The sequence below is a fragment of the Flavobacterium sp. genome, from assembly GCF_965657075.1.
Taxonomy (GTDB): domain Bacteria; phylum Bacteroidota; class Bacteroidia; order Flavobacteriales; family Flavobacteriaceae; genus Flavobacterium.
Genome location: NZ_CBFHMV010000004.1, coordinates 166,240 through 185,633 on the forward strand (window position 1 = coordinate 166,240; position 19,394 = coordinate 185,633).

A 19,394-nucleotide genomic window follows, 5' to 3' on the forward strand; every position below is an offset into this window, starting at 1 on the left:
TTATTCGTTTATGATTTTTATGATTAATTTTAATTCATCTTCCAATAAATCTTTAAATAAAGGCAAACATAAAACTCGAGAAGAAATAGATTCCGATACGGGCATCGATTCCCCTTCAACATAATTAATTGTGTTTAATGATGGATAAAAATAACGTCTTGGAAAAATATTGTTGTCATTTAATTTTTTCATGGTCCACAACAAATTTTCTTCGGTATCAAAAATAACAGGATAATAACTGTAATTCCATACCGTGTTGGCTCTAATTTTTATCTTATCTAATTTAGAAAAATCTAATTGTTCATTATAAATGTTTACAATTTTTTTTCTTTCATTAAAAATTTCATCGATATGATCCAACACCGCCAACCCCATTGCAGATTGCAATTCAGAAATTTTAGCATTAATTCCTAATCCATGAAAGTTGACTGGTCCATCATGTCCAAAATTATGAGAATAATAAATTTTATCGTATAATTCGTTGTCGTTACAAAAAGCAGCACCACCTTCACCAGTATGGAAGATTTTTGTTGCATGAAAACTACACGTACTTATATCACCGTAATTAAAGATGGATTTATTATTGTAAAAAACCCCAAAACAATGAGCAGCATCATAGATTACGGATAAATTATGTTTTTTTGCTATTTGTTCAATAATTTCAGTGTTACAAGGGTTTCCAAAAACGTGAGTTGCTAAAATAGCTGTAGTTTTAGGAGTAATTGCAGCTTCAATTTTAGATTCATCAATGGTTAAATATTCTGGATGAATGTCAACAAAAACAGGTTTGCAATTTTCCCAAACTATGGAAGAAGTTGTAGCTACATAGGAAAAGGGTGTGGTAATAATTTCGCCATAATTTCCTAATAATTTTAAAGCAATTTGAATAGGAACAGTACCATTATTAGTGATAAGAATGTGATTTACCTTTAGTTTTTCTTTTAATTTTTCTTCTAATTCGAGAGTAAGTTCGCCTCTATTTGTCAGCCATTCGTTACTCCAAACTCTTTGTAAATATGTATTATATTCATCTAAAGGTGGAAAAAAAGATTTTGTAACATTTATTTTTTTATTATTCAAAATCATATTTTTTATTATAAAATTCTTTTAAGTCAGTTTCTAAGTATTTGATGCTGTACGATTTGTTTACAATTGCTGCGATTTCAACATGTTTGTTGTAATACTTCTCTTTTTGGTCTAATTCGTTAATTTTACTTACGATGTTGGCATTTAATTCATCAAAAGTATCATATAAAGTGTCCAAATTTTTATATTCTTGGGTAAAAAAGTTTTCATTATAAACAGCAAATGAGATACCACCAGAAAAAACAGCTTCTATGAAATAACCGTCTAAACCTTCACCAAAAGTTAATGCAAATTTCGCTCTAGAAGCTAAATCTTTATAAGCATCATATTTTAAATTCTTAATTTCAACAAATTTGTAATGAGGTAATTTTGATTTTAAATTAGAAATAATTTCTTCTTTACTTAGATTTGTTTTATTTGGTACCCATTGAATTTTATCTGGTGAATAAATAACCAAATTTTCTTTTTCTTCATAACTTCTTACTTTATAAGGAACAGGATTTAACCATGGTGATAATAAATGAGTTGGTAAATTGTATTCGTTTCTTTTTTCTAGCGACGCATATTTTTTGTGTGCAACAGTCATAGTAATTGCATTAAATCTTGATTTTAAATAATCTAAATACACTTTACTAGGCATGAATAAATCATTTTGATTTAAGATGTTTAACTCAACTTCTTTGCATTTTTTAAGAAAATCGAATAGTATTTCAAATTTTTTGGATTTGGTTTTAAATAATTCAACCATTATCTCAGGAACATGAATTTGTATGTAATCTAAAGCAGTAAATCTTTTATTTATTTCACTAAAATTATAAATAACAATTTCATTTTCAAAAGTTCTGTATTTGTAATCGCTATAATTAACACCAGGCAAATACGATGCAATTACATCACAATTATGAATTGATTTTAAGGTTTTTAACGTTTTGTAAATGGTACATATTGATAAAATTCCACCATTAATCCTGTAAGCACCATCAGGCACAAAAAACACAATTAACCTTTTTGTTTCACTGTAATTTTTAGCAAAGTATTCGTTTTTAAATTTCGAGTATTTTGGCTTGTTTAAAATAGCAATTATCTTAAACTTTAGTTTAATTAAATCTTTTTTTACAGACATTTTTTTTAAATAAATTCATTAACCCAACCAGATAATTTGTATTTTTCTAATATTTCAGTTGGAATTTCTTCGTAAGGTTTTTCAAAAAAATCGGCATCAATAACTGGATTATTAGCTTCAATTACTAAGATATTGTTTTCGTTGTAAAAATCGTATTCTTTTACATTAAAATTGGTAGTAATTAATTTTTTATGCAAACCCATACATTCAAAAACTCTGAAAGATAAGCCACTTTGATTATCACGATGAATGTCTAACAAAGTGTTAGATTTTTCAATGTAAGTTGCAACTTCTTCTAGACTAATTGGACTGTTAATAAGCGTTAGTAAAGGATTTGGTTTTAATTTCTTTTTTTTATCGTGAATAATAAATTTATGCTTAATTGATTTTAAATTTAGTTGTTCAGCTATTTTAACAATTAAAGAAGTTCTTTTTCCGATAGAGGAAATATTAAAAATTTCAAATTCAACAGGATTGTTGTCTTTCTTTTTTTCCTTAAAGTTGTAAATAAAATTGGACTTGAATTTTAAATTATATTTTTCACAATCTTCTTTTTCAAACGAATACACATCATCAAAACAATCTAAAACGCCAATTATTTTTGGGCATCTTTTACTATTATCATTAAAAAAAGCTGTTGATTTTTTAGTGTAATTTTTTAATTGAATGGCATATTCAGGAGCAATAAAATCGCCTTTTATGGTTAAAATTAAATCTTGCTGTTCGTTATTTTTTTCTAATTCTTTGATAATTTGTTGTCCGTAAAATTTAGTTTTTACATTTTGTTTCAAAAAATTTTTCAAAAAGAAGTTTTTAATTCTGTGAAAAAAGGAATCGTAACTAAATTTAAAAGTATGAAAATCAATAGGAGTAACCGTATGTCCTTTTTCAGTTAAAGTGTTAGCAATATGTTTGTTAAAACCCCAGTTATCAAAACTAATTAAAGTGATTTTCATTTTTTTGATTTTGTATTTAAAAACTAAAAGCGATTATTATTTTAAAACGGATTCCGAATTTTAAGAAATAAATCGTTTGTTTAATTTTTGTAAAATTATATAATTAATTGGAATAATGAAGTACTTAAACTACTTTTGATTTAAAAAAAAGGAATGCAGTTTCAGATTAATAATAATTTTTTAAAATATAAAAATACTTTAGTAGAATATATTGAGAATTTTCAAAATCTAGGTAAAGTATATATACAAGGTAGTAGAAATTCCATTAAACTTTTCGAATTGGAGGATTTTACTATTAATGTAAAATCTTTTAAAGAACCTAATTTTATTAATAAGGTCATTTACAAATACTTTAGAAAATCCAAAGCACAACGCTCTTTTGAGTATGCTAATTTTCTTTTAAAACATAATATTGGAACTCCAAAACCTATTGCTTATTTTGAAAACGTTTCCTTTTTAGGATTAAAAGACAGCTATTATGTGAGCGAACATTTGAAGTGCGATTTAACTTATCGTGAGTTAGTGCAAACGGATTACCCCGATACAGATACTATTTTGCGTCAGTTTACTCAGTTTACTTTTACCATGCACGAAAAAGGAATTGAGTTTTTAGATCATTCTCCAGGAAATACTTTGATTGTAAAAAGAACAGAAGGAACATACGATTTTTATTTAGTGGATTTAAATCGCATGAAATTTCATACCCAAATGAACTTTGAAACTCGAATGAAAAATCTTTCTAAAATTACTCCTAAAAAAGAAATGGTTGCGGTTATGAGTAGTGAATATGCAAAACTTTCAGGTATAGACGAAGATAAGGTTTTTGGAACTATGTGGAATTTTACTGAAGATTTTCAATATCGATATTACCGAAAAAAAAGGATAAAAAAGAGGTTAAAGTTTTGGAAAAAATAGTAATTTTCCAAACTTAATTGTTTTCATGAAGTTATCCGTAATTATTACTACTTACAATTCAGAAGAATGGCTTTCAAAAGTTCTCCAAGGGTATTGTTGCCAAACTGAGAATGATTTTGAAGTGGTTATTGCTGATGATGGCTCCAACGATAAAACAAAATTAGTCATAGCATCATTTCAAGATAAATTGACATATCCCATTGTACATGTTTGGCAAGAAGATGATGGTTTTCAAAAATGTAAAATTTTAAATAAAGCCATTCTAAAAGCCAATTCCGAATACTTACTTTTTACTGATGGAGACTGTATTCCTAGAAAAGATTTTGTAAAACAACACTTGAAATTTAAAGAGAAAGGTTACTTTTTATCTGGTGGTTATTTTAAATTACCAATGGAAATCTCTAAATTAATTTCTATTGAAAATATTAAATTACAAAACTGTTTTTCTATTTCTTGGTTGCTTAAAAAAGGAATAAAAAAGAGTTTTAAGTTGACTAAATTGACTCATAACAAGTACTTTGCCATTTTTATGAATTGGATAACTCCAACAAAGAAAACGTTTAATGGTCATAATACTTCGTGTTTTAAAAGTGATTTAATAGCTGTAAATGGATTCAATGAAGAAATGCAATACGGCGGTTTAGATAGAGAAGTAGGAGAACGATTGTTCAATTATGGAGTTTTAGCCAAGCAAATACGATATCAGGCCATTTGTTTGCATTTGGATCATAAAAGAGGTTACGCAACTAAAGAAACTTGGGAGAAAAACAGAGCCATAAGAGCTCACAATTTGAAAAATAAGATTTGTAAAACTGAAAAAGGATTAAATCAATATTTGGATTAAGATTCAAGTACGTTTTTATAAATTTCCATCAAATTATGGGCAATAATCTCGTCGTTAAACTTTTGAACAAACTCAAAACCTTTTTCAGACATTTCGTTTCTTAAAGTTTTATTTTCCAATAAAAGTTGAATTTGTTTTTCCAATTCCTCAATATTATTTGGATCAATGTATATCGAATTTGGACCACCAGCTTCAGGAAAAACTCCAGAATTTGTTGTAATTACTGGCGTTTTTGAAAATAAGGCTTCAATAATTGGTATTCCAAAACCTTCAAAAATAGATGGATAAATAAAAACAGTTGCTAATTGATAAATAGAAGCAAGTTCATTAGATGTTATGTCTTTTAAAAACATGACTTTATTTTCAATATTGTGTTCTTTAATATAGGAATGAATTTGCTCTGTGTATTCTGTTTTTTTTCCAATTAAGACTATAGTAGTATCTAAATTTTTGATTGATTTTACAATGCTTAAAGCATTTTTCCGTTCTTCAATGGTGCCTACATTTAATAAAAACTCATTGGGCAACTTGAATTTGTTTTTCACTTTTACCAATTCATCAGAAGAAATTTTAGTTTTGAAAATGGGCTGACATCCTTGATAAACTACTTTTATTTTGTGTTCCTCTATTTTTAAAAATTCAATGATATCTTTTTTAGTTTGTTCGCTTATGGCAATAACTAAATCTGCATTTTTTGCTGCTTTTTTGAATTTTAAATAATGAATTTTTCTGTCGATGAATGAATATAGATTGGGATAACGCATGAAAATCAAATCATGAATTGTTACCACACTTTTGATGTTTTTTTTCTTTAATCCAGAAGGAATTTCACCAGATAAACCATGAAAAATATCAATTTTATCGTTAACTAAATCTTTAACAACACCTTTTTGTCTCCAATAATTTTTAAAAAGAGTATCAGGAGTTTTTTCAACAATGTTTTCTGCTTTATAAGTAAAAAGTTCTTTTTTTGCTTGTTTGGGATTGTATAAATAAAGTTCAGTTTTTGGATAGTAAGAAGCAATCATTCGTACTAAATCTCTGCTGTAATTTCCTAATCCAGTTTTGTTATGAAATACTCTTTTTGCCTCAAATCCAATTTTCATATGTAAATATTTATTGTTTTTCAAAGTTCATATGGTATCGCTTTATTTTCATTGGTGTTTTTTTCAACAAACAATTTGTTAATAGCGATTTCATATTTAAAGATTATAATTAATAAAATGAACTAATTTATCAGTAAAAAATTGAGGCTTAAAGCTGTCATATTTTTCATAAACACTTGTTTGTTCTGAATTAAAAGTAGGAATATAATCATCAATATGCACTGAAATAGAACTGTTTTCATTTTCAAAAATGTTCCAATCATTTTTCAATATTTCTGGTGAAAATATTGCAAAAGTTGGTACATTCAAGGCTTTAGCCATATTGATAGCACCACCTTCATTACCAATAACGGCTTTGCAATAAGTAACAGTCGCAAAAAAGTCGCGTAAATCTTTGGTATAAAAATCAATTTTAATTTGTTTCTGAGTTTCTGGTTGACAAAAGTTGTATAATTGTAAAACGTCTTCTTTTTGATTTGGTATGTAATTAAAAAGTAAAGTTGCATCAGTATTTTGACAAATGCTATCTAAAATTTTAGCCATATATTGTAAAGGATAGGTTTTAGAATTTCCACTTCCTAAGGCACTAATCATTATTATTTTACTCTCTTTTTGCAAATCAAAAGCATTAAGTTTTGAAAGTGCTTGTTGTTTTTCTTCGTCAGTTACATACAACTTTGGTTTAATGACTTCAAAAGGAATATCTATAGGTTCTAACAATAACAAACGATGTTCAATAGCTTTAGTTGCTACAGAAAACGAGATTTTATTTCGTTTTATCACATCAGTACACAACAAACGACTTATTTTTTTATCAAAAGAAATTGTCTTTTTAGCACCAGACAATCCACATAAAAGAGAAGTAGTTGTTTTGCAGTAAGCATCAATAATTATGTCGTATTTTTGTTCACGTATTTTAAAAATATTTTTAAAAAACGAAGTTGCTTTTTTTTGGTCATCATAAAACAAAATTTTATCTACAAAAGGATTGTTTTCAACCATTGCAATGCCTTTAGAAGCAATTAAATAGTGAATTTCAGAACTTGGATATTTATTTTTCAAGGCTTCAAAAATGACAGAACTAGTCAATATGTCTCCAAGTTGTTTAATTTGAATCACTAAAATTTTCATGTAAATAAATTTTATTTTTTTAAGGTCATATTGAAGATAATTTAGGACTAATTTAAAGTCATTTTTTTGTGAAATACGACTTAATTTAAGCGTTGTTAAACTGCTACATCATATTCACGCAATGCATCATTTAAAGAAGTTTTTAAATCTGTTGAAGGTTTACGTTTTCCAATAATTAACGCACAAGGTACTTGATAGTCACCAGCAGCAAATTTCTTGGTATAACTACCAGGAATTACCACACATCTTGCAGGAACAACTCCTTTATATTCAATTGGCTCATCACCAGTAACATCAATAATTTTTGTAGAACCAGTTAAAACTACATTTGCACCTAAAACAGCTTCCTTTTCTACACGAACACCTTCAACTACAATACATCTTGAACCAATAAATGCACCATCTTCAATAATTACTGGAGCAGCTTGCAAAGGTTCTAAAACACCACCAATTCCAACACCACCAGAAAGGTGTACGTTTTTACCAATTTGAGCGCAGCTTCCTACGGTTGCCCATGTATCAACCATGGTTCCTTCATCAACATAAGCGCCAATATTTACATAACTAGGCATCATGATTACTCCTTTAGAAATATAAGCACCATATCTAGCAACGGCTGGTGGAACCACACGAATCCCTTTTTCGGCATAATTGCGTTTTAATTCCATTTTATCGTGATATTCAAAAATACCTGTTTCCCAAGTTTCCATTTTTTGGATTGGGAAGTACATTACAACAGCTTTTTTTACCCATTCATTAACTTGCCATCCATTTTCAGTAGGCTCAGCAACTCTTAGCGTTCCGTTATCCAATAATTCAATAACTTCTCTTATGGCAGTTGTAGTTTCGGTTTCTTGTAATAAAGCACGGTTTTCCCATGCTTGCTCTATTATAGTTTGTAAGTTTTTCATATATGTAAAATTTATTTGTTAGCGGTCATATATGTTATCGCTTCTTTATTTATTGGTGTTTGCTTATGCAAACTTGTTGTTAATGGCGATTTCATATTTTAAATTTTGTACAAAGATAAAATAATTTTATTGGAGAAAAGTATAGTTTAATTGGGTTTAAAAATAATTATCAAAACAGGAAAAATTTGTTATAATTTTTAGAAAATTTTAAAGTCTTAGCATCTAAATCTTAGTACCTTTACAAAAAAAAAGATGCCTAGAATTCTATCCATAGATTACGGAATGAAACGAACAGGAATTGCAGTAACTGATGAGATGCAAATTATTGCTTCAGGTTTAACAACAGTTCCTTCTGAAACTTTAATTGTCTTTTTAAAAGAATATTTTTCCAAAGAAAAAGTAGAAAAAGTTATTATTGGTGAACCCAAACAAATGGATGGAACTCCTTCGGAAAGTGCTGTAATTATTGAAAAATTCATAAAAACATTTCAAGATAATTTTCCAGAAATGCCTTTAGATAGAGTGGATGAACGATTTACCTCAAAAATGGCATTTCAAACGATGATTGATAGTGGTTTAAAAAAGAAGCAACGTCAAAATAAAGCATTAATAGACGAAATTGCTGCAACCATTATGTTGCAAGATTATATGAATAGACGTTAGGATCTGGTTTTAGATTAAATTAACTTTTTAAACTCAAACCAAAACACTATTTTTGCACATTATTTGAATTCAGAGTACTTAATTCTCAATTCTCAATTTTTAAAATATGATTTTACCAATATATGGCTATGGAGAAGCCGTTTTAAGAAAAAAATGCGAAGATATTTCCAAGGATTATCCCAATCTTAAAGAAGTTATTGCCAATATGTACGAAACCATGAACAATGCTCATGGTGTAGGATTAGCTGCTCCACAAGTTGGAATGCCAATTCGAATTTTTATTGTTGATACGGCACCTTTTGCTGATAGCGATGATGTTTCCAAAGAAGAAGCCGCTCAACTAAAAGTGTTTAAAAAAACTTTTATTAATGCCAAAATTCTTAAAGAAGAAGGTGATTTATGGTGTTTTAATGAAGGTTGTTTGAGCATTCCTGATGTTCGTGAAGATGTTTTTCGTCATGATGTGATTACTATTGAATATTTTGATGAAGATTTTAATAAGAAAACCGAAGTTTATGACGGATTAATTGCTAGAGTTATTCAGCACGAGTACGATCATATTGAAGGCATTTTATTTACCGATCACGTTTCTTCTCTAAAGAAAAAATTAATTTCAAAAAAATTAAACAACATCATGGAAGGTAAAGCTTTTCCTGATTACAGAATGAAATTTGCCAATAAAAAAGGAAGATAACTAGTTTGTAGTTTATAGTTAATAGTTTGTAATTCTCTATTTTTAATTTTCAACTCATAACTTTTAACCCAAAACTCATAACTTTCTTCTTTGCACTTTAAACTTTAAAATATATATTTGCCACCCATTAATTAAATTAAAATGAGTATTAAAAAAATATTGTCTATATCTGGTAAGCCAGGATTATTTGAATTAAAAGTACAAACTCGAACAGGTTTTGTTGCTGAATCATTATTAGATGGAAAAAAAATAACAGTGGGCTTACGTGCTAATGTAAGTTTATTGTCAGAAATTGCCGTTTATACTTACAGCGAAGAAGTTCGATTAGCAGAAGTTTTTAAAGCAATTGCAACCAAAGAAAACGAAGGTTTAGCCTTATCTCACAAAGAAAGTGATGATCAATTAAAAGCTTATTTCCGTGAAATTTTACCTGAATACGATGAAGATAGAGTTTATATTTCGGATATCAAAAAAGTATTAAATTGGTATAATTTATTACAGCCTAAAGGTTTTGTTTCTATGGAAGCATTAACCGCTGAAAAAGTCAGTGAACCATCAAAAGATGAAGTTTCTGAATAACTTATTTAAATTTATACAAAAAGTCCAAATGAGAATTTGGATTTTTTTTTGACCTATAATTATCGTTTATAGGTGTCAAATAAATACTGTAGGGTTTCAGAAATGTTATTGGCTTCTATTTTTGGATAAATACTATTTGTATTGAGCCAATTTTCGATTTCCTTGCCAAAATCTTCTCCAATATTTTTAAGTGTTGGTACTCCTAATTTACTTAGTGCTGCAGCATTACATTCTTGTTCGTAATGTTTTTTTATGGGTATAGATAATACTTTTTTAGCCAAATATAAAGCTTCTGCTGGAGTTTCAAATCCGCCGCCTGTTATTATGCCTTCGCAGTTGATTAAACTTTGGTTAAACTGTTTTTGACTTACAGGAAAGTAAGTTATGTTTCCAAGCGTATGTTCTTCTTTTACCGTATCTAAAAACCAATGGAATTGAACATCAGCTACCGATTTGAAAGCTTTTTCTAAACAGTCTTTATCGAATGAAGGCAAATAAATGGTAATGTGTTTGAGGTTTTTTGGATTGGCTTGTATAATTTCCTCTTTAATAATAGGTGGATGGATAAAGGAATCATAACGTTCAAAATGCAATCCGATATTTTGAGAAGCTGGCGCATAATTTTTGAAAATAAATTCACCCATGCGACTTGTTTTTTCTGGTCTTGGAGTGTTTTTTGAAATAAAACTCGCTTGATGCCCCAATTGAACCGAATGTACTTTTTGTAACTTACAAGCTAAAGCAGTAATGGAATCAAAATCATTAATGACTACATCATAATTTTTTAAAGGTAAGGCTTTTGCCTCTTTATAAATTTGAATGGGGTTGATGTTTTTTACAATATCCCAATAATCCAATCCGCCGCATTTGCTGTAATATAAACTACAACCTTTACTTTTATATTTTACAGGTAAATCGATTTGTAGACTGGAATTATTACCACTTAAAAAGAAATCTACCGTTCCAAATTTTTGCAAATAAGGATAAATTTGCATGGCTCTGCTGATGTGACCATTTCCGGTTGCCTGAATGGCGTAAAATATTTTCATATGTACATTTAACACCACGAAAGTAAAATTTTTGTGTTGTGTTAATGTGTTTTAAGTGTTATTTGATTATTAAAAATAAAATTTAATTTGTAGCTAAGAATACAGTTTACTATTTTTTTACGATTCGTATTCTGTTAATTTTTCATTTATCAAATTATGTAAAGTGTCGAAGTCGGTTTCTAGTGAATTTGCTGAAATACTTATTGGTGAGCCATATGTTTTGTAATTCATTTTCATTGTATTTCTTTTGATTGGACTTTTCACTCTGTTCAAGTATTCTTCTGGGTTTTTAACAATTAACATCAAAAACTTTTGACTCATTACTAGTGTGATTGCTATTCCCTTAATATCTGACCAAGGAAATATTCCTACTGAAACTCCACATGAATTATCAATAATTCTATTTTAATTTATTACAAGACCAGGTTTTTTGCCTAAAAATTTGCAAGTGATTGTAAAAGCTATAATACTAAAAAACAGTACTGACGCTATTCCGGTAATGAGAATTACAGTTGGATTTCCTAACAGGGCATGATTACTTTTAAGTAGATTTTGATGAACCTAACTCCAAAAACAACAAAAATTAGTGAACCAAAAAAAGAAAGCATCATTTTTGTTTTACTAAATGGAATTTCAATTTGCTCTTCGTGTATTATTTTTTAATTTGAAATTGTGTTAGATTTTATGAGTTTGCGAATGTGTTTACTATATTCTAAGATTCGTTGTAGTTTTAAAATTCAAGACTTAATTTCGCAAGTCTTTAAAACTAACTTGGAATTTTCTCAAAAAATGCAAAAATTTTTTAAGTTTTAAAATTGTTATAAACCGATATATTCAAGGTTTACTTTATATAATTTTGAATTTCAGTTACTAAAGTATTGTATTTTTTATATTGAAATAGTAAATGATCTGTTAATATTAATTTATAAAAATTATTTTTAAAGTAAAATTCATCTATAACATCTGGATTTTCTTCAAAAATAATAGATTTTAAAATTTTATTACTTTCAGTTTTCGATTCTGGCTTACATTTAAAAACATTAAATTTAACTGTTAGAGAATAATATTTGTTTTTTAAAATTAATTCACCAATATTATTAGAAGTTTCATTAATAGTATCATTTTCTATATAATTTATTGACCATTCTGAATCTAATTCAAAGTTTTTCCAGTTCTCTAGAATTTGAGAATGGATAGTATACGAAAACAAAAGAGTAAATAATAATAAAGTTATTTTCATGATTTTTTTTTAGATCAACTTTGTTTTGTTTAATTATTTAATTTCGGATATTAATTTATATGAACAATAAAATAGAACGGATGCTAAAAAATAAATTGCAATTAATGAAAGACCATAGTTGTTATTTTCAGGAAATACAATTTCACCTAAATTGTTGGAGTAATTATTATATTTATTCTCTAAAAAAGTAATTGGAGAAATCATTAATAATATTCCCATAATCAAAAATATTTTAGATAGATTTTTCTTATTGTATTTTATGTTCATTTTATTTTCTTAATAATTTATTTAAGCAATTCTATTCTGTTAATTTCTTTAAGATTTTTATATGTGAATTACTAAAATCAAACATATATCATTTTTTAAGAGCTTATTTTTTTTTTTTACAGTTTTTCAAATATAAAAAATAATACTACAATATTAGAATTTTAGTATTAAAATTTATAAACCCTTCGGGTCTAAAAATATTTCCATAATTTTACGATGTCAATATCAATTTCAATATCAATTTCAATATCAATAATTTCACTAATCACTTAAAAATGAACAACAGACAAAACCAACTAGCAGCTTTCGGTCGCTTATTAGATATCATGGATGATTTGCGTGAGAAATGTCCGTGGGATAAAAAGCAAACATTGGAAAGTCTGCGTCATTTGACCATTGAAGAAACCTATGAATTGGGCGATGCTATTTTGGATAAAGATATGTTGGAAATTAAGAAAGAGTTGGGCGATTTGTTGTTGCACATTGTTTTTTATGCTAAAATTGGAAGTGAAACAAATGATTTTGATATCGCTGATGTGGCGAATTCTATTTGTGATAAGTTGATTGAAAGACATCCGCATATTTATGGTGATGTTGTGGTGGAAGATGAAGAAGAAGTGAAACGCAATTGGGAAAAATTAAAACTAAAAGAAGGACGAAAATCAGTTTTAGAAGGTGTTCCTAAGAGTTTGCCAGCTTTGGTAAAAGCAAGTCGAATTCAAGATAAAGTAAAAGGAGTTGGATTTGATTGGGAAGAAACACATCAAGTTTGGGATAAAGTTCAGGAAGAGCTTAATGAACTGCAAGAAGAAGTTAAAGTGGGCAATCAAGACAAAATGGAAGCTGAATTTGGTGATGTTTTGTTTTCTATGATTAATTATGCTCGTTTTTTAAAGATTAATCCAGAAGATGCTTTAGAGCGAACGAATAAGAAATTCATAAAACGTTTTATGTATTTGGAAAGTAAAGCTGGTGCATTGGGTAAGAATTTATCGGATATGTCTTTGGCTGAAATGGATGTTTTTTGGGAAGAAGCGAAGCGTTTGTAGTGTTCAGTGTTCAGTGCTCAGTTTGCAGTATTCAGTTGGCAGTTTTCAGTTTTCAGTTTTTGGTTTTCAGATGGTAGATTGAAGATTTTAGTAATAAGGGATAAGGGAATAAGGGATAAGGGATTAGTTTGGTTGAAACCAGATTAAAGTTAAATAGATAAACAATTCAACAATATTATGTATTACGCAGTAATTTTTACATCAGAACGAACGGCAAATGATGAGGGTTATGCTGAAATGGCTGTTTTAATGGAAGAATTAGCTAAGCAACAAGATGGTTTTTTGGGCGTTGAATCTGCAAGAAGTGAAATTGGAATTACGGTTTCTTATTGGAAAGATTTGGAATCCATAAAAAAATGGAAACAAAATATGGAGCATCTTACAGCTCAAGAAAAGGGCAGGAGTGATTGGTATACATCCTATACTACTCGAATTTGTTTGGTAGAAAAAGAGTATAGTTTTAAGAAATAAAAAAATCCCGAAATGAATCGGGATTTATAGTTTATAATTGATTTAATCTTGAAAGTTTTTCTTTCCAAAGTTTTAAATCTTCTTTATGTCGGTCAATAGTTTTGTTTACTTCTTTAATAAACGGATTTTCACCTTTAGAACTTGAAGTTATGAATTGAATGTTGTTTTCTAATTGAAAAATTTCTCCTTGAACTTCGTCTATTTTTTTACGTAAGAAGAAAGCTTCTTTTTCTAAGGCTCTACTGTCTTCGTTTTCAGATAAATGTTCTAAACGATTGTCAAATTTCATTAATTCCGTATCTTTTTTAGATAAGCTTAATTTTTCAAAAAGAACATCTAAAATCTTATTGAATTTTCCTTCAATATGTCTTTTACTGAATGGAACTCTACCAAACGATTTCCATTGTTCAATGCTGGCTTTTATGGCATCTAAATCGGTTTTATGATCGCCAACTAGGTCAAATGATTTGAATTCTTCTAAGAAGTTTTTCTTGTTTTCAAAAGCTTCAACTTCTTCTTTGTTTTCTTCGTTTCTAACTTGGTTTAAACGGTCAAAATAGGCATTACAAGCTCCTTTAAATTCTTTCCAAACTGCATCGGAATATTTTCTTGGAACGTGACCAATTTTTTTCCAGTCTTCTTGAATTTGTTTCATTATTGGAGTAGTCGCTTTAAAATCGTCACTATCTTTTAATGATTTTGCTTTTTCAACTAAAGCATTTTTTTTATCTAAGTTGGTTTGTTGGTCGTGTTTAATGTCTTTATAAAAAGCATTTTTGGCTTTGTTGAAATCTCTTACAGCATTTTTAAATTGTGCCCAAGTTTCTTCATTCACCTCGGTTGGAACTTTGCCGGCTTTAAAGAAAGATTCTCTCAAAGCTTCCATTTTATTCATTTGATTTTGCCAACCTTTATGACCTGAAACTTCTTCTGAGCTTAAAGCATTGATTTGAGCAATAATTTCATGTTTTTTAGCCAGATTTTCGTTTTCTTTTTCACGAGCTTTTTCGTTTAAAGCTTCGCGTTTGTCGTGCATTTGTTTAGTAATTTCGCTAAACTCATTCCAAACCACTTCTCTTTGTTCTCTATCAACAGGACCAATTTCCTCTTTCCAAACTCGGTGTAATAATTGCAATTCTCTAAACGCTTTTAAAACATCTGGTTCTGCTAATAAATCTTTAGCACGAAGTATGATTTGTTGTTTTTGTTCTAAATTATTTTTAAAATCTTGATCACGAGCTTCTTTATCTAAATGAATTAAATCATAAAAACGTTCTACATGAAAGTGATAATTATTCCAAACAATATTGTATTTATCTTTAGGTATTGCTCCAGCATTATTCCATCGATCTTTGATTTCGTTCATTTTCTTGAACATATCTCCAATGCTATCATCATTAGAATCGATAAGATTTTTTAAATCTTCAATAATTTGGTTTCTAACCTCAAAATTATTTTTCAGATTGTTTTGTAATTGGTTAAAATGTTTATTCTTTTTAGATCGATATTCGTCAAAAAGTTGATCAAATTTGTTTTTTAATGGAGAATGATATTCAAAACCAGTAGTTTCACCTTCGTTTTGTTCGGCAAATTCCTCACGTTTTTCGTCTAAAGCATTATGATATTGAGCCATAAAAGATTTTCTAATTTCTTCAACGTGCTCTTTAATTGCCATAACTTTTTCGTTTACAACTAGCTTTTCAAGTTCTTCAACTAAAGCTTCCATAGTCATTGAATCGTATTCTAGCATGGCAATAGTGTGTTTGTCACTCACTGAGTCATCTTCACTTTCTTCAGCATTAGAATTTTCAATTTCTTCCATAGCTTTGTCATTAGAAGATTCTTTGGCAACTGCAGCAGTTGTTTCTTCTAAAATTTCTTCTACAATAACTGTGTTTTCGGCATTAGTGGTGCTTACTTCTGTTTCTTTTTGTCCGTCTGCTTGTGGCAGGTTATCATTCTGTTCTTCTAACATTTTACATGTACATTTTAGTAATAGGCGTCGAAGATACTAACTCAAAGGGAATTTTCAAAAGAAAAAGTCAAAGATTGACCATTGAAGTTCAAAGAAAGTTGGTTTAAGAATTTAAAAATAAAATAAAAAACCTATTTATTCCAAATTTGCCATGATTTTTCAGCTTGAAAAACCAGCATTTCATATCCGTTTTTTATGATAGCTCCTTGTTCTTTAGCTCTTTTAAGAAATAAAGTTTCTTCTGGATTATACACCAAATCAAAAGCAATGTGTTTTGAAGTAAATAGCGAATAATCTAAATCGGGTGCCATTTCAACGTTAGGAAATGTGCCAATTGGAGTAGTATTGACAATGATTTGATATTCTTGAAATAGTTCTGCATTTATTTCATGGTATCCAATTTGATATTCATCTGGATTTCTTGAAACAAAATCGTATTCTATATTTAATTTTTTTAGTCCAAATGCTACCCCTTTACTGGCACCACCTGTCCCCAAAATTAAAGCTTTATTGTGATGTTTTTTTAACAGTGGTTTTAATGCTTTTTTAAATCCATAAAAATCGGTATTATACCCTTTTAGTTTCTTTTTTTTAGAAATTTTAATGGTGTTTACAGATCCTATTTTTTGAGCATTTTTTGATAGTTTGTCTAAATAAGGAATAATTTCTTCTTTATAAGGAATGGTGACATTTAATCCAATTAAACCTTTAGTTTTAAAGATTACTTTTGGAAATTCTTTACAACTTTCTAAATCAAAGTTTACGTATTCACAATTATCAAAATGCAATTTTTCAAACTTGTCATTAAAGTATTTTCTAGAAAAAGAATACGATATATTTTTTCCTAGTAGACCAAATTTTTTTTGCTTTTTCAATTTTTTAGGCATGGTGAAGCAGCTTATTGTTTTCCTAATTTTGCGGCTAATTTTTCCATTCCAAAGATAACAGTAAAGCCCAAAATGGCAAAAAGTAGTGCGTATAAAATTTGAGCATCACCAATAAAATCTTGTGGAAGAATGCTTTTTTCTAGGAATGGAACTGTTTTTCCATGACTGTTGATGCGGGTTTCAAGTACTTCTTTCCACGGCCAAACTTTGTTTAATGAACCCATCATAAAACCAACTAAAAGCGCTAAAGTTGTATTTTTGTGGTTTGAAAACATCCAATTTAGTATTTTTGAAAAAGCTTTTATTCCTAAAACTGCACCAATAATAAATACTAATAATTTAGAAAAAGCTTCCCAAAAAAGTTGCAAATTTAGAGTTACAATTCCTTCTCTTACTTTGTTTATTGTTCCTAAAACAGTTTCGTATGAACCCATTAATAACAATATAAATGATCCTGAAATTCCGGGTAAAATCATAGCAATAATAGCTATAAATCCAGATAGAAATAAGTAAAAGTAACTGTCTGTTGCTAAAGAAGGTCGTGCAATGGTTATGTAATAGGAAACTACTATTCCAAAAATTAAAGCTAAAAAAGAAACTGTTTTCCAATGGGTTATTTCTCTGTAAATCAGCACAATACTTGCAATGATTAATCCAAAAAAGAACGACCACAATAATATTGGTTGTGTATCAAGTAACTTGACTATTATTTTAGAAAAGGTAAGAATACTAATTCCAATTCCTAATAATAAACTTAATAAAAAAGAACCGTTAGCTTGTTTCCAAGCGGCTAAAATTCCTTCGTTTTTAATTGTTTTTATTAAAGAAAAATTGATTCCGTTAATGCTGTCGATTAATTCCTGATAGATACCAGAAATGAACGCTATTGTACCACCTGAAACTCCTGGTACAACATCTGCTGCACCCATTGCTAATCCTTTTAATCCAATAATAAAATAATCGGGAAATATTTTTCTCATTTAATTTGAGGTGTTTTTTTTTAACTATTGAAATTTTTAATAATTTTTTGAACACTTTTTTTATCCCAAACTAGAGGAAAAGAATTTTTGATTATGGTTTGGTTTTTAAAATTAGATTTTAAAGCATTGACCAAATGAAATTTAGCTTTTTTAGTTTGATTAAGGGTATAATATAAACCGGCCAAACGATATTCAATTTGATAATGTTCAGGATGGTTTTCAATACCTAATAACAAAGCTTCGATAGCAATTTTGTAATCTCCTAAATATTTCAAGGAATCTGCCCAGTAAATATAGGTTTCAATGGTGCTATCGCCAAGTTCAAAAGCTCTTCTGTACCCGTATTCAGCTTCTTCAAATAAACTTAAAAATCTATTGATGTTGGCAAAACGCTTCCAGTAATATTTGTTTTCACTGTCAATTCCGATGGCTTTATTTACATAAAACATAGCTTTATGATAGTCTTTTTGTCTTATATAAAAATCGGTAATTGCAATCCAAGCTTTATCTAATAAAGGATCTTCGTGTACGGTTTTTTTGTAATACTCTAAAGCCGAACTGTTTAATCCTAACTTTTCAAAACACTTAGCAACTCTTAATAAGGCAAAGGAAGTTGCGTCATCCAATTCCATAGTTTTTGTGTAACATTCTATGGCATCTCTGTATTTTTTAAGTTTTTCGTAGGCTTTTGCTTTTTCTAAATAAGCACCTAAGAAATTTTCATCTATAAGTGTTGCATATTCAAAAGCCCAAACCGATTTATTATAGTCTTTTACAGCATAATATTGTCTTCCTAGTTGATGCCAAGCTACTTCACTGTATGGATTTTTATCAATAAATGAATTTAGATAAACTATGGCTTCTTTATTTTGGTCTAAGAAATCAAAACAATACACAACGTTGTATAAAGAGGAATAATCATCTGTATCTTCATTTAAGCATTTTATGAAATTTTCTTTAGCCAATTCTAATTGATCCATAAAAAGATATTCCATTCCGATCATAGAATAAACATCGGCTAAATCATCGGTAAATTTTAGAGCAGTTTCTAAACTTTCAATAGCTTTTTCGTGCAAATCTTTTTTAGAATAGATGTTGGCTTTTTGAATATAAATTTCTTCGTTAGTAGGTTCTATTGCGAAAAGTTCATTCAATAATTTATCGGCAATTTCCAATTTATCATCAAAAATAAGCATTTCTACATGAACCAATCTTAAACCTGTTGATTTTGGATGTTGTTCAAGGGCTAATTTCAATGCTTTTTTGGCAAGATTCATCCTACCAGTATCCATATAATGCAAGATAATGTCTTCAAATTCTTCCGAATCAAAAAACAAGACTTTATTGGTCTTGAGCATCGATTCAAATTTTGAGAGCGATAAATCGTTGTTATTTTCTTCCTCTTGACTTAAATTCATGTATTGGGAATTTGGAATTTTATCATTAATAAAAATAATCAATTTACTAT

General features: G+C 28.6%; 21 protein-coding genes. 7 read left to right on the plus strand and 14 right to left on the minus strand.

Annotated features, from left to right (window positions below):
• The 3 genes from ACTF56_RS04775 to ACTF56_RS04785 are packed head-to-tail and all read right to left on the minus strand — an operon-like array spanning position 1 to position 3,165.
• Positions 1–1,086 (minus strand): DegT/DnrJ/EryC1/StrS family aminotransferase, encoded by a 1,086-nt coding sequence (locus ACTF56_RS04775; protein ID WP_438965772.1) that lies wholly within the window; start codon positions 1,084–1,086, stop codon positions 1–3.
• A complete protein-coding gene (locus ACTF56_RS04780; protein WP_438965773.1) occupies positions 1,073–2,209 on the minus strand; it encodes a hypothetical protein in 1,137 nt (378 codons plus the stop codon). Before ACTF56_RS04780 ends, ACTF56_RS04775 begins: the two co-directional genes overlap by 14 nt.
• A 5-nt stretch (positions 2,210–2,214) precedes the next feature.
• Complete coding sequence (locus ACTF56_RS04785; protein WP_438965774.1) at positions 2,215–3,165, minus strand: hypothetical protein; 951 nt, start codon at positions 3,163–3,165, stop codon at positions 2,215–2,217.
• Between the two features lie 153 nt (positions 3,166–3,318).
• Here ACTF56_RS04785 and ACTF56_RS04790 point away from each other — a divergent pair, with 153 nt between their 5' ends.
• The gene (locus tag ACTF56_RS04790; protein WP_438965775.1) at positions 3,319–4,080 is read left to right on the plus strand and encodes a Kdo domain containing protein; all 762 of its coding nucleotides are present in this window, start codon (positions 3,319–3,321) and stop codon (positions 4,078–4,080) included.
• Positions 4,081–4,105: 25 nt separating this feature from the next.
• Entirely contained in the window at positions 4,106–4,924 is an 819-nt protein-coding gene (locus tag ACTF56_RS04795; protein WP_438965776.1) for a glycosyltransferase, read from the plus strand.
• On the opposite strand, the gene ACTF56_RS04800 is transcribed toward ACTF56_RS04795, so the two are convergent.
• The 3 genes from ACTF56_RS04800 to ACTF56_RS04810 form a co-directional block, all read right to left on the minus strand.
• Positions 4,921–6,030 (minus strand): glycosyltransferase family 4 protein, encoded by a 1,110-nt coding sequence (locus tag ACTF56_RS04800; RefSeq protein WP_438965777.1) that lies wholly within the window; start codon positions 6,028–6,030, stop codon positions 4,921–4,923. The genes ACTF56_RS04795 and ACTF56_RS04800 overlap by 4 nt on opposite strands.
• 96 nt (positions 6,031–6,126) lie before the next feature.
• Complete coding sequence (locus ACTF56_RS04805) at positions 6,127–7,161, minus strand: glycosyltransferase family 9 protein (protein WP_438965778.1); 1,035 nt, start codon at positions 7,159–7,161, stop codon at positions 6,127–6,129.
• A 95-nt stretch (positions 7,162–7,256) separates the two neighbouring features.
• The gene (locus ACTF56_RS04810) at positions 7,257–8,072 is read right to left on the minus strand and encodes a 2,3,4,5-tetrahydropyridine-2,6-dicarboxylate N-succinyltransferase (RefSeq protein ID WP_438965779.1); all 816 of its coding nucleotides are present in this window, start codon (positions 8,070–8,072) and stop codon (positions 7,257–7,259) included.
• Between the two features lie 252 nt (positions 8,073–8,324).
• Here ACTF56_RS04810 and ruvX point away from each other — a divergent pair, with 252 nt between their 5' ends.
• From ruvX to ACTF56_RS04825, 3 genes are all read left to right on the plus strand, one after another.
• The gene (gene ruvX / locus ACTF56_RS04815) at positions 8,325–8,735 is read left to right on the plus strand and encodes a Holliday junction resolvase RuvX (protein ID WP_438965780.1); all 411 of its coding nucleotides are present in this window, start codon (positions 8,325–8,327) and stop codon (positions 8,733–8,735) included.
• A 106-nt stretch (positions 8,736–8,841) separates the two neighbouring features.
• Positions 8,842–9,429: a peptide deformylase gene (gene def, locus ACTF56_RS04820; protein ID WP_438965781.1), complete on the plus strand. Its 588-nt coding sequence runs from the start codon at positions 8,842–8,844 to the stop codon at positions 9,427–9,429.
• A gap of 141 nt (positions 9,430–9,570) precedes the next feature.
• Positions 9,571–10,008 carry a DUF5606 family protein gene (locus ACTF56_RS04825; protein ID WP_438965782.1) on the plus strand — a complete coding sequence of 146 codons (438 nt, stop codon included), beginning with the start codon at positions 9,571–9,573 and terminating at the stop codon, positions 10,006–10,008.
• A 59-nt stretch (positions 10,009–10,067) separates the two neighbouring features.
• Here ACTF56_RS04825 and ACTF56_RS04830 read toward each other — a convergent pair whose 3' ends face one another.
• From ACTF56_RS04830 to ACTF56_RS04845, 4 genes are all read right to left on the minus strand, one after another.
• Positions 10,068–11,057: a glycosyltransferase family protein gene (locus ACTF56_RS04830; RefSeq protein ID WP_438965783.1), complete on the minus strand. Its 990-nt coding sequence runs from the start codon at positions 11,055–11,057 to the stop codon at positions 10,068–10,070.
• Between the two features lie 117 nt (positions 11,058–11,174).
• The gene (locus tag ACTF56_RS04835; protein ID WP_438965807.1) at positions 11,175–11,456 is read right to left on the minus strand and encodes an STM3941 family protein; all 282 of its coding nucleotides are present in this window, start codon (positions 11,454–11,456) and stop codon (positions 11,175–11,177) included.
• 442 nt (positions 11,457–11,898) lie between these two features.
• The gene (locus tag ACTF56_RS04840) at positions 11,899–12,297 is read right to left on the minus strand and encodes a hypothetical protein (RefSeq protein ID WP_438965784.1); all 399 of its coding nucleotides are present in this window, start codon (positions 12,295–12,297) and stop codon (positions 11,899–11,901) included.
• 33 nt (positions 12,298–12,330) lie between these two features.
• On the minus strand, positions 12,331–12,516 hold the full coding sequence (locus ACTF56_RS04845) for a hypothetical protein (protein WP_438965785.1): 186 nt from the start codon (positions 12,514–12,516) through the stop codon (positions 12,331–12,333).
• A gap of 323 nt (positions 12,517–12,839) precedes the next feature.
• On the opposite strand from ACTF56_RS04845, the gene mazG reads away from it, so the two are divergent.
• Together mazG and ACTF56_RS04855 are read left to right on the plus strand one after the other, a co-directional pair.
• The gene (gene mazG / locus ACTF56_RS04850) at positions 12,840–13,613 is read left to right on the plus strand and encodes a nucleoside triphosphate pyrophosphohydrolase (protein WP_438965786.1); all 774 of its coding nucleotides are present in this window, start codon (positions 12,840–12,842) and stop codon (positions 13,611–13,613) included.
• A gap of 177 nt (positions 13,614–13,790) precedes the next feature.
• Positions 13,791–14,084 carry an antibiotic biosynthesis monooxygenase family protein gene (locus ACTF56_RS04855; protein ID WP_438965787.1) on the plus strand — a complete coding sequence of 98 codons (294 nt, stop codon included), beginning with the start codon at positions 13,791–13,793 and terminating at the stop codon, positions 14,082–14,084.
• Positions 14,085–14,115: 31 nt separating this feature from the next.
• Here ACTF56_RS04855 and ACTF56_RS04860 read toward each other — a convergent pair whose 3' ends face one another.
• From ACTF56_RS04860 to ACTF56_RS04875, 4 genes are all read right to left on the minus strand, one after another.
• Entirely contained in the window at positions 14,116–16,059 is a 1,944-nt protein-coding gene (locus tag ACTF56_RS04860) for a DUF349 domain-containing protein (RefSeq protein ID WP_438965788.1), read from the minus strand.
• 131 nt (positions 16,060–16,190) lie between these two features.
• Positions 16,191–16,946 carry a shikimate dehydrogenase family protein gene (locus tag ACTF56_RS04865; RefSeq protein ID WP_438965789.1) on the minus strand — a complete coding sequence of 252 codons (756 nt, stop codon included), beginning with the start codon at positions 16,944–16,946 and terminating at the stop codon, positions 16,191–16,193.
• A gap of 11 nt (positions 16,947–16,957) precedes the next feature.
• Positions 16,958–17,926 (minus strand): DUF368 domain-containing protein, encoded by a 969-nt coding sequence (locus ACTF56_RS04870; protein WP_438965790.1) that lies wholly within the window; start codon positions 17,924–17,926, stop codon positions 16,958–16,960.
• A gap of 20 nt (positions 17,927–17,946) precedes the next feature.
• Entirely contained in the window at positions 17,947–19,344 is a 1,398-nt protein-coding gene (locus ACTF56_RS04875; RefSeq protein ID WP_438965791.1) for a tetratricopeptide repeat protein, read from the minus strand.
• Between the last annotated feature and the right edge of the window lie 50 nt (positions 19,345–19,394).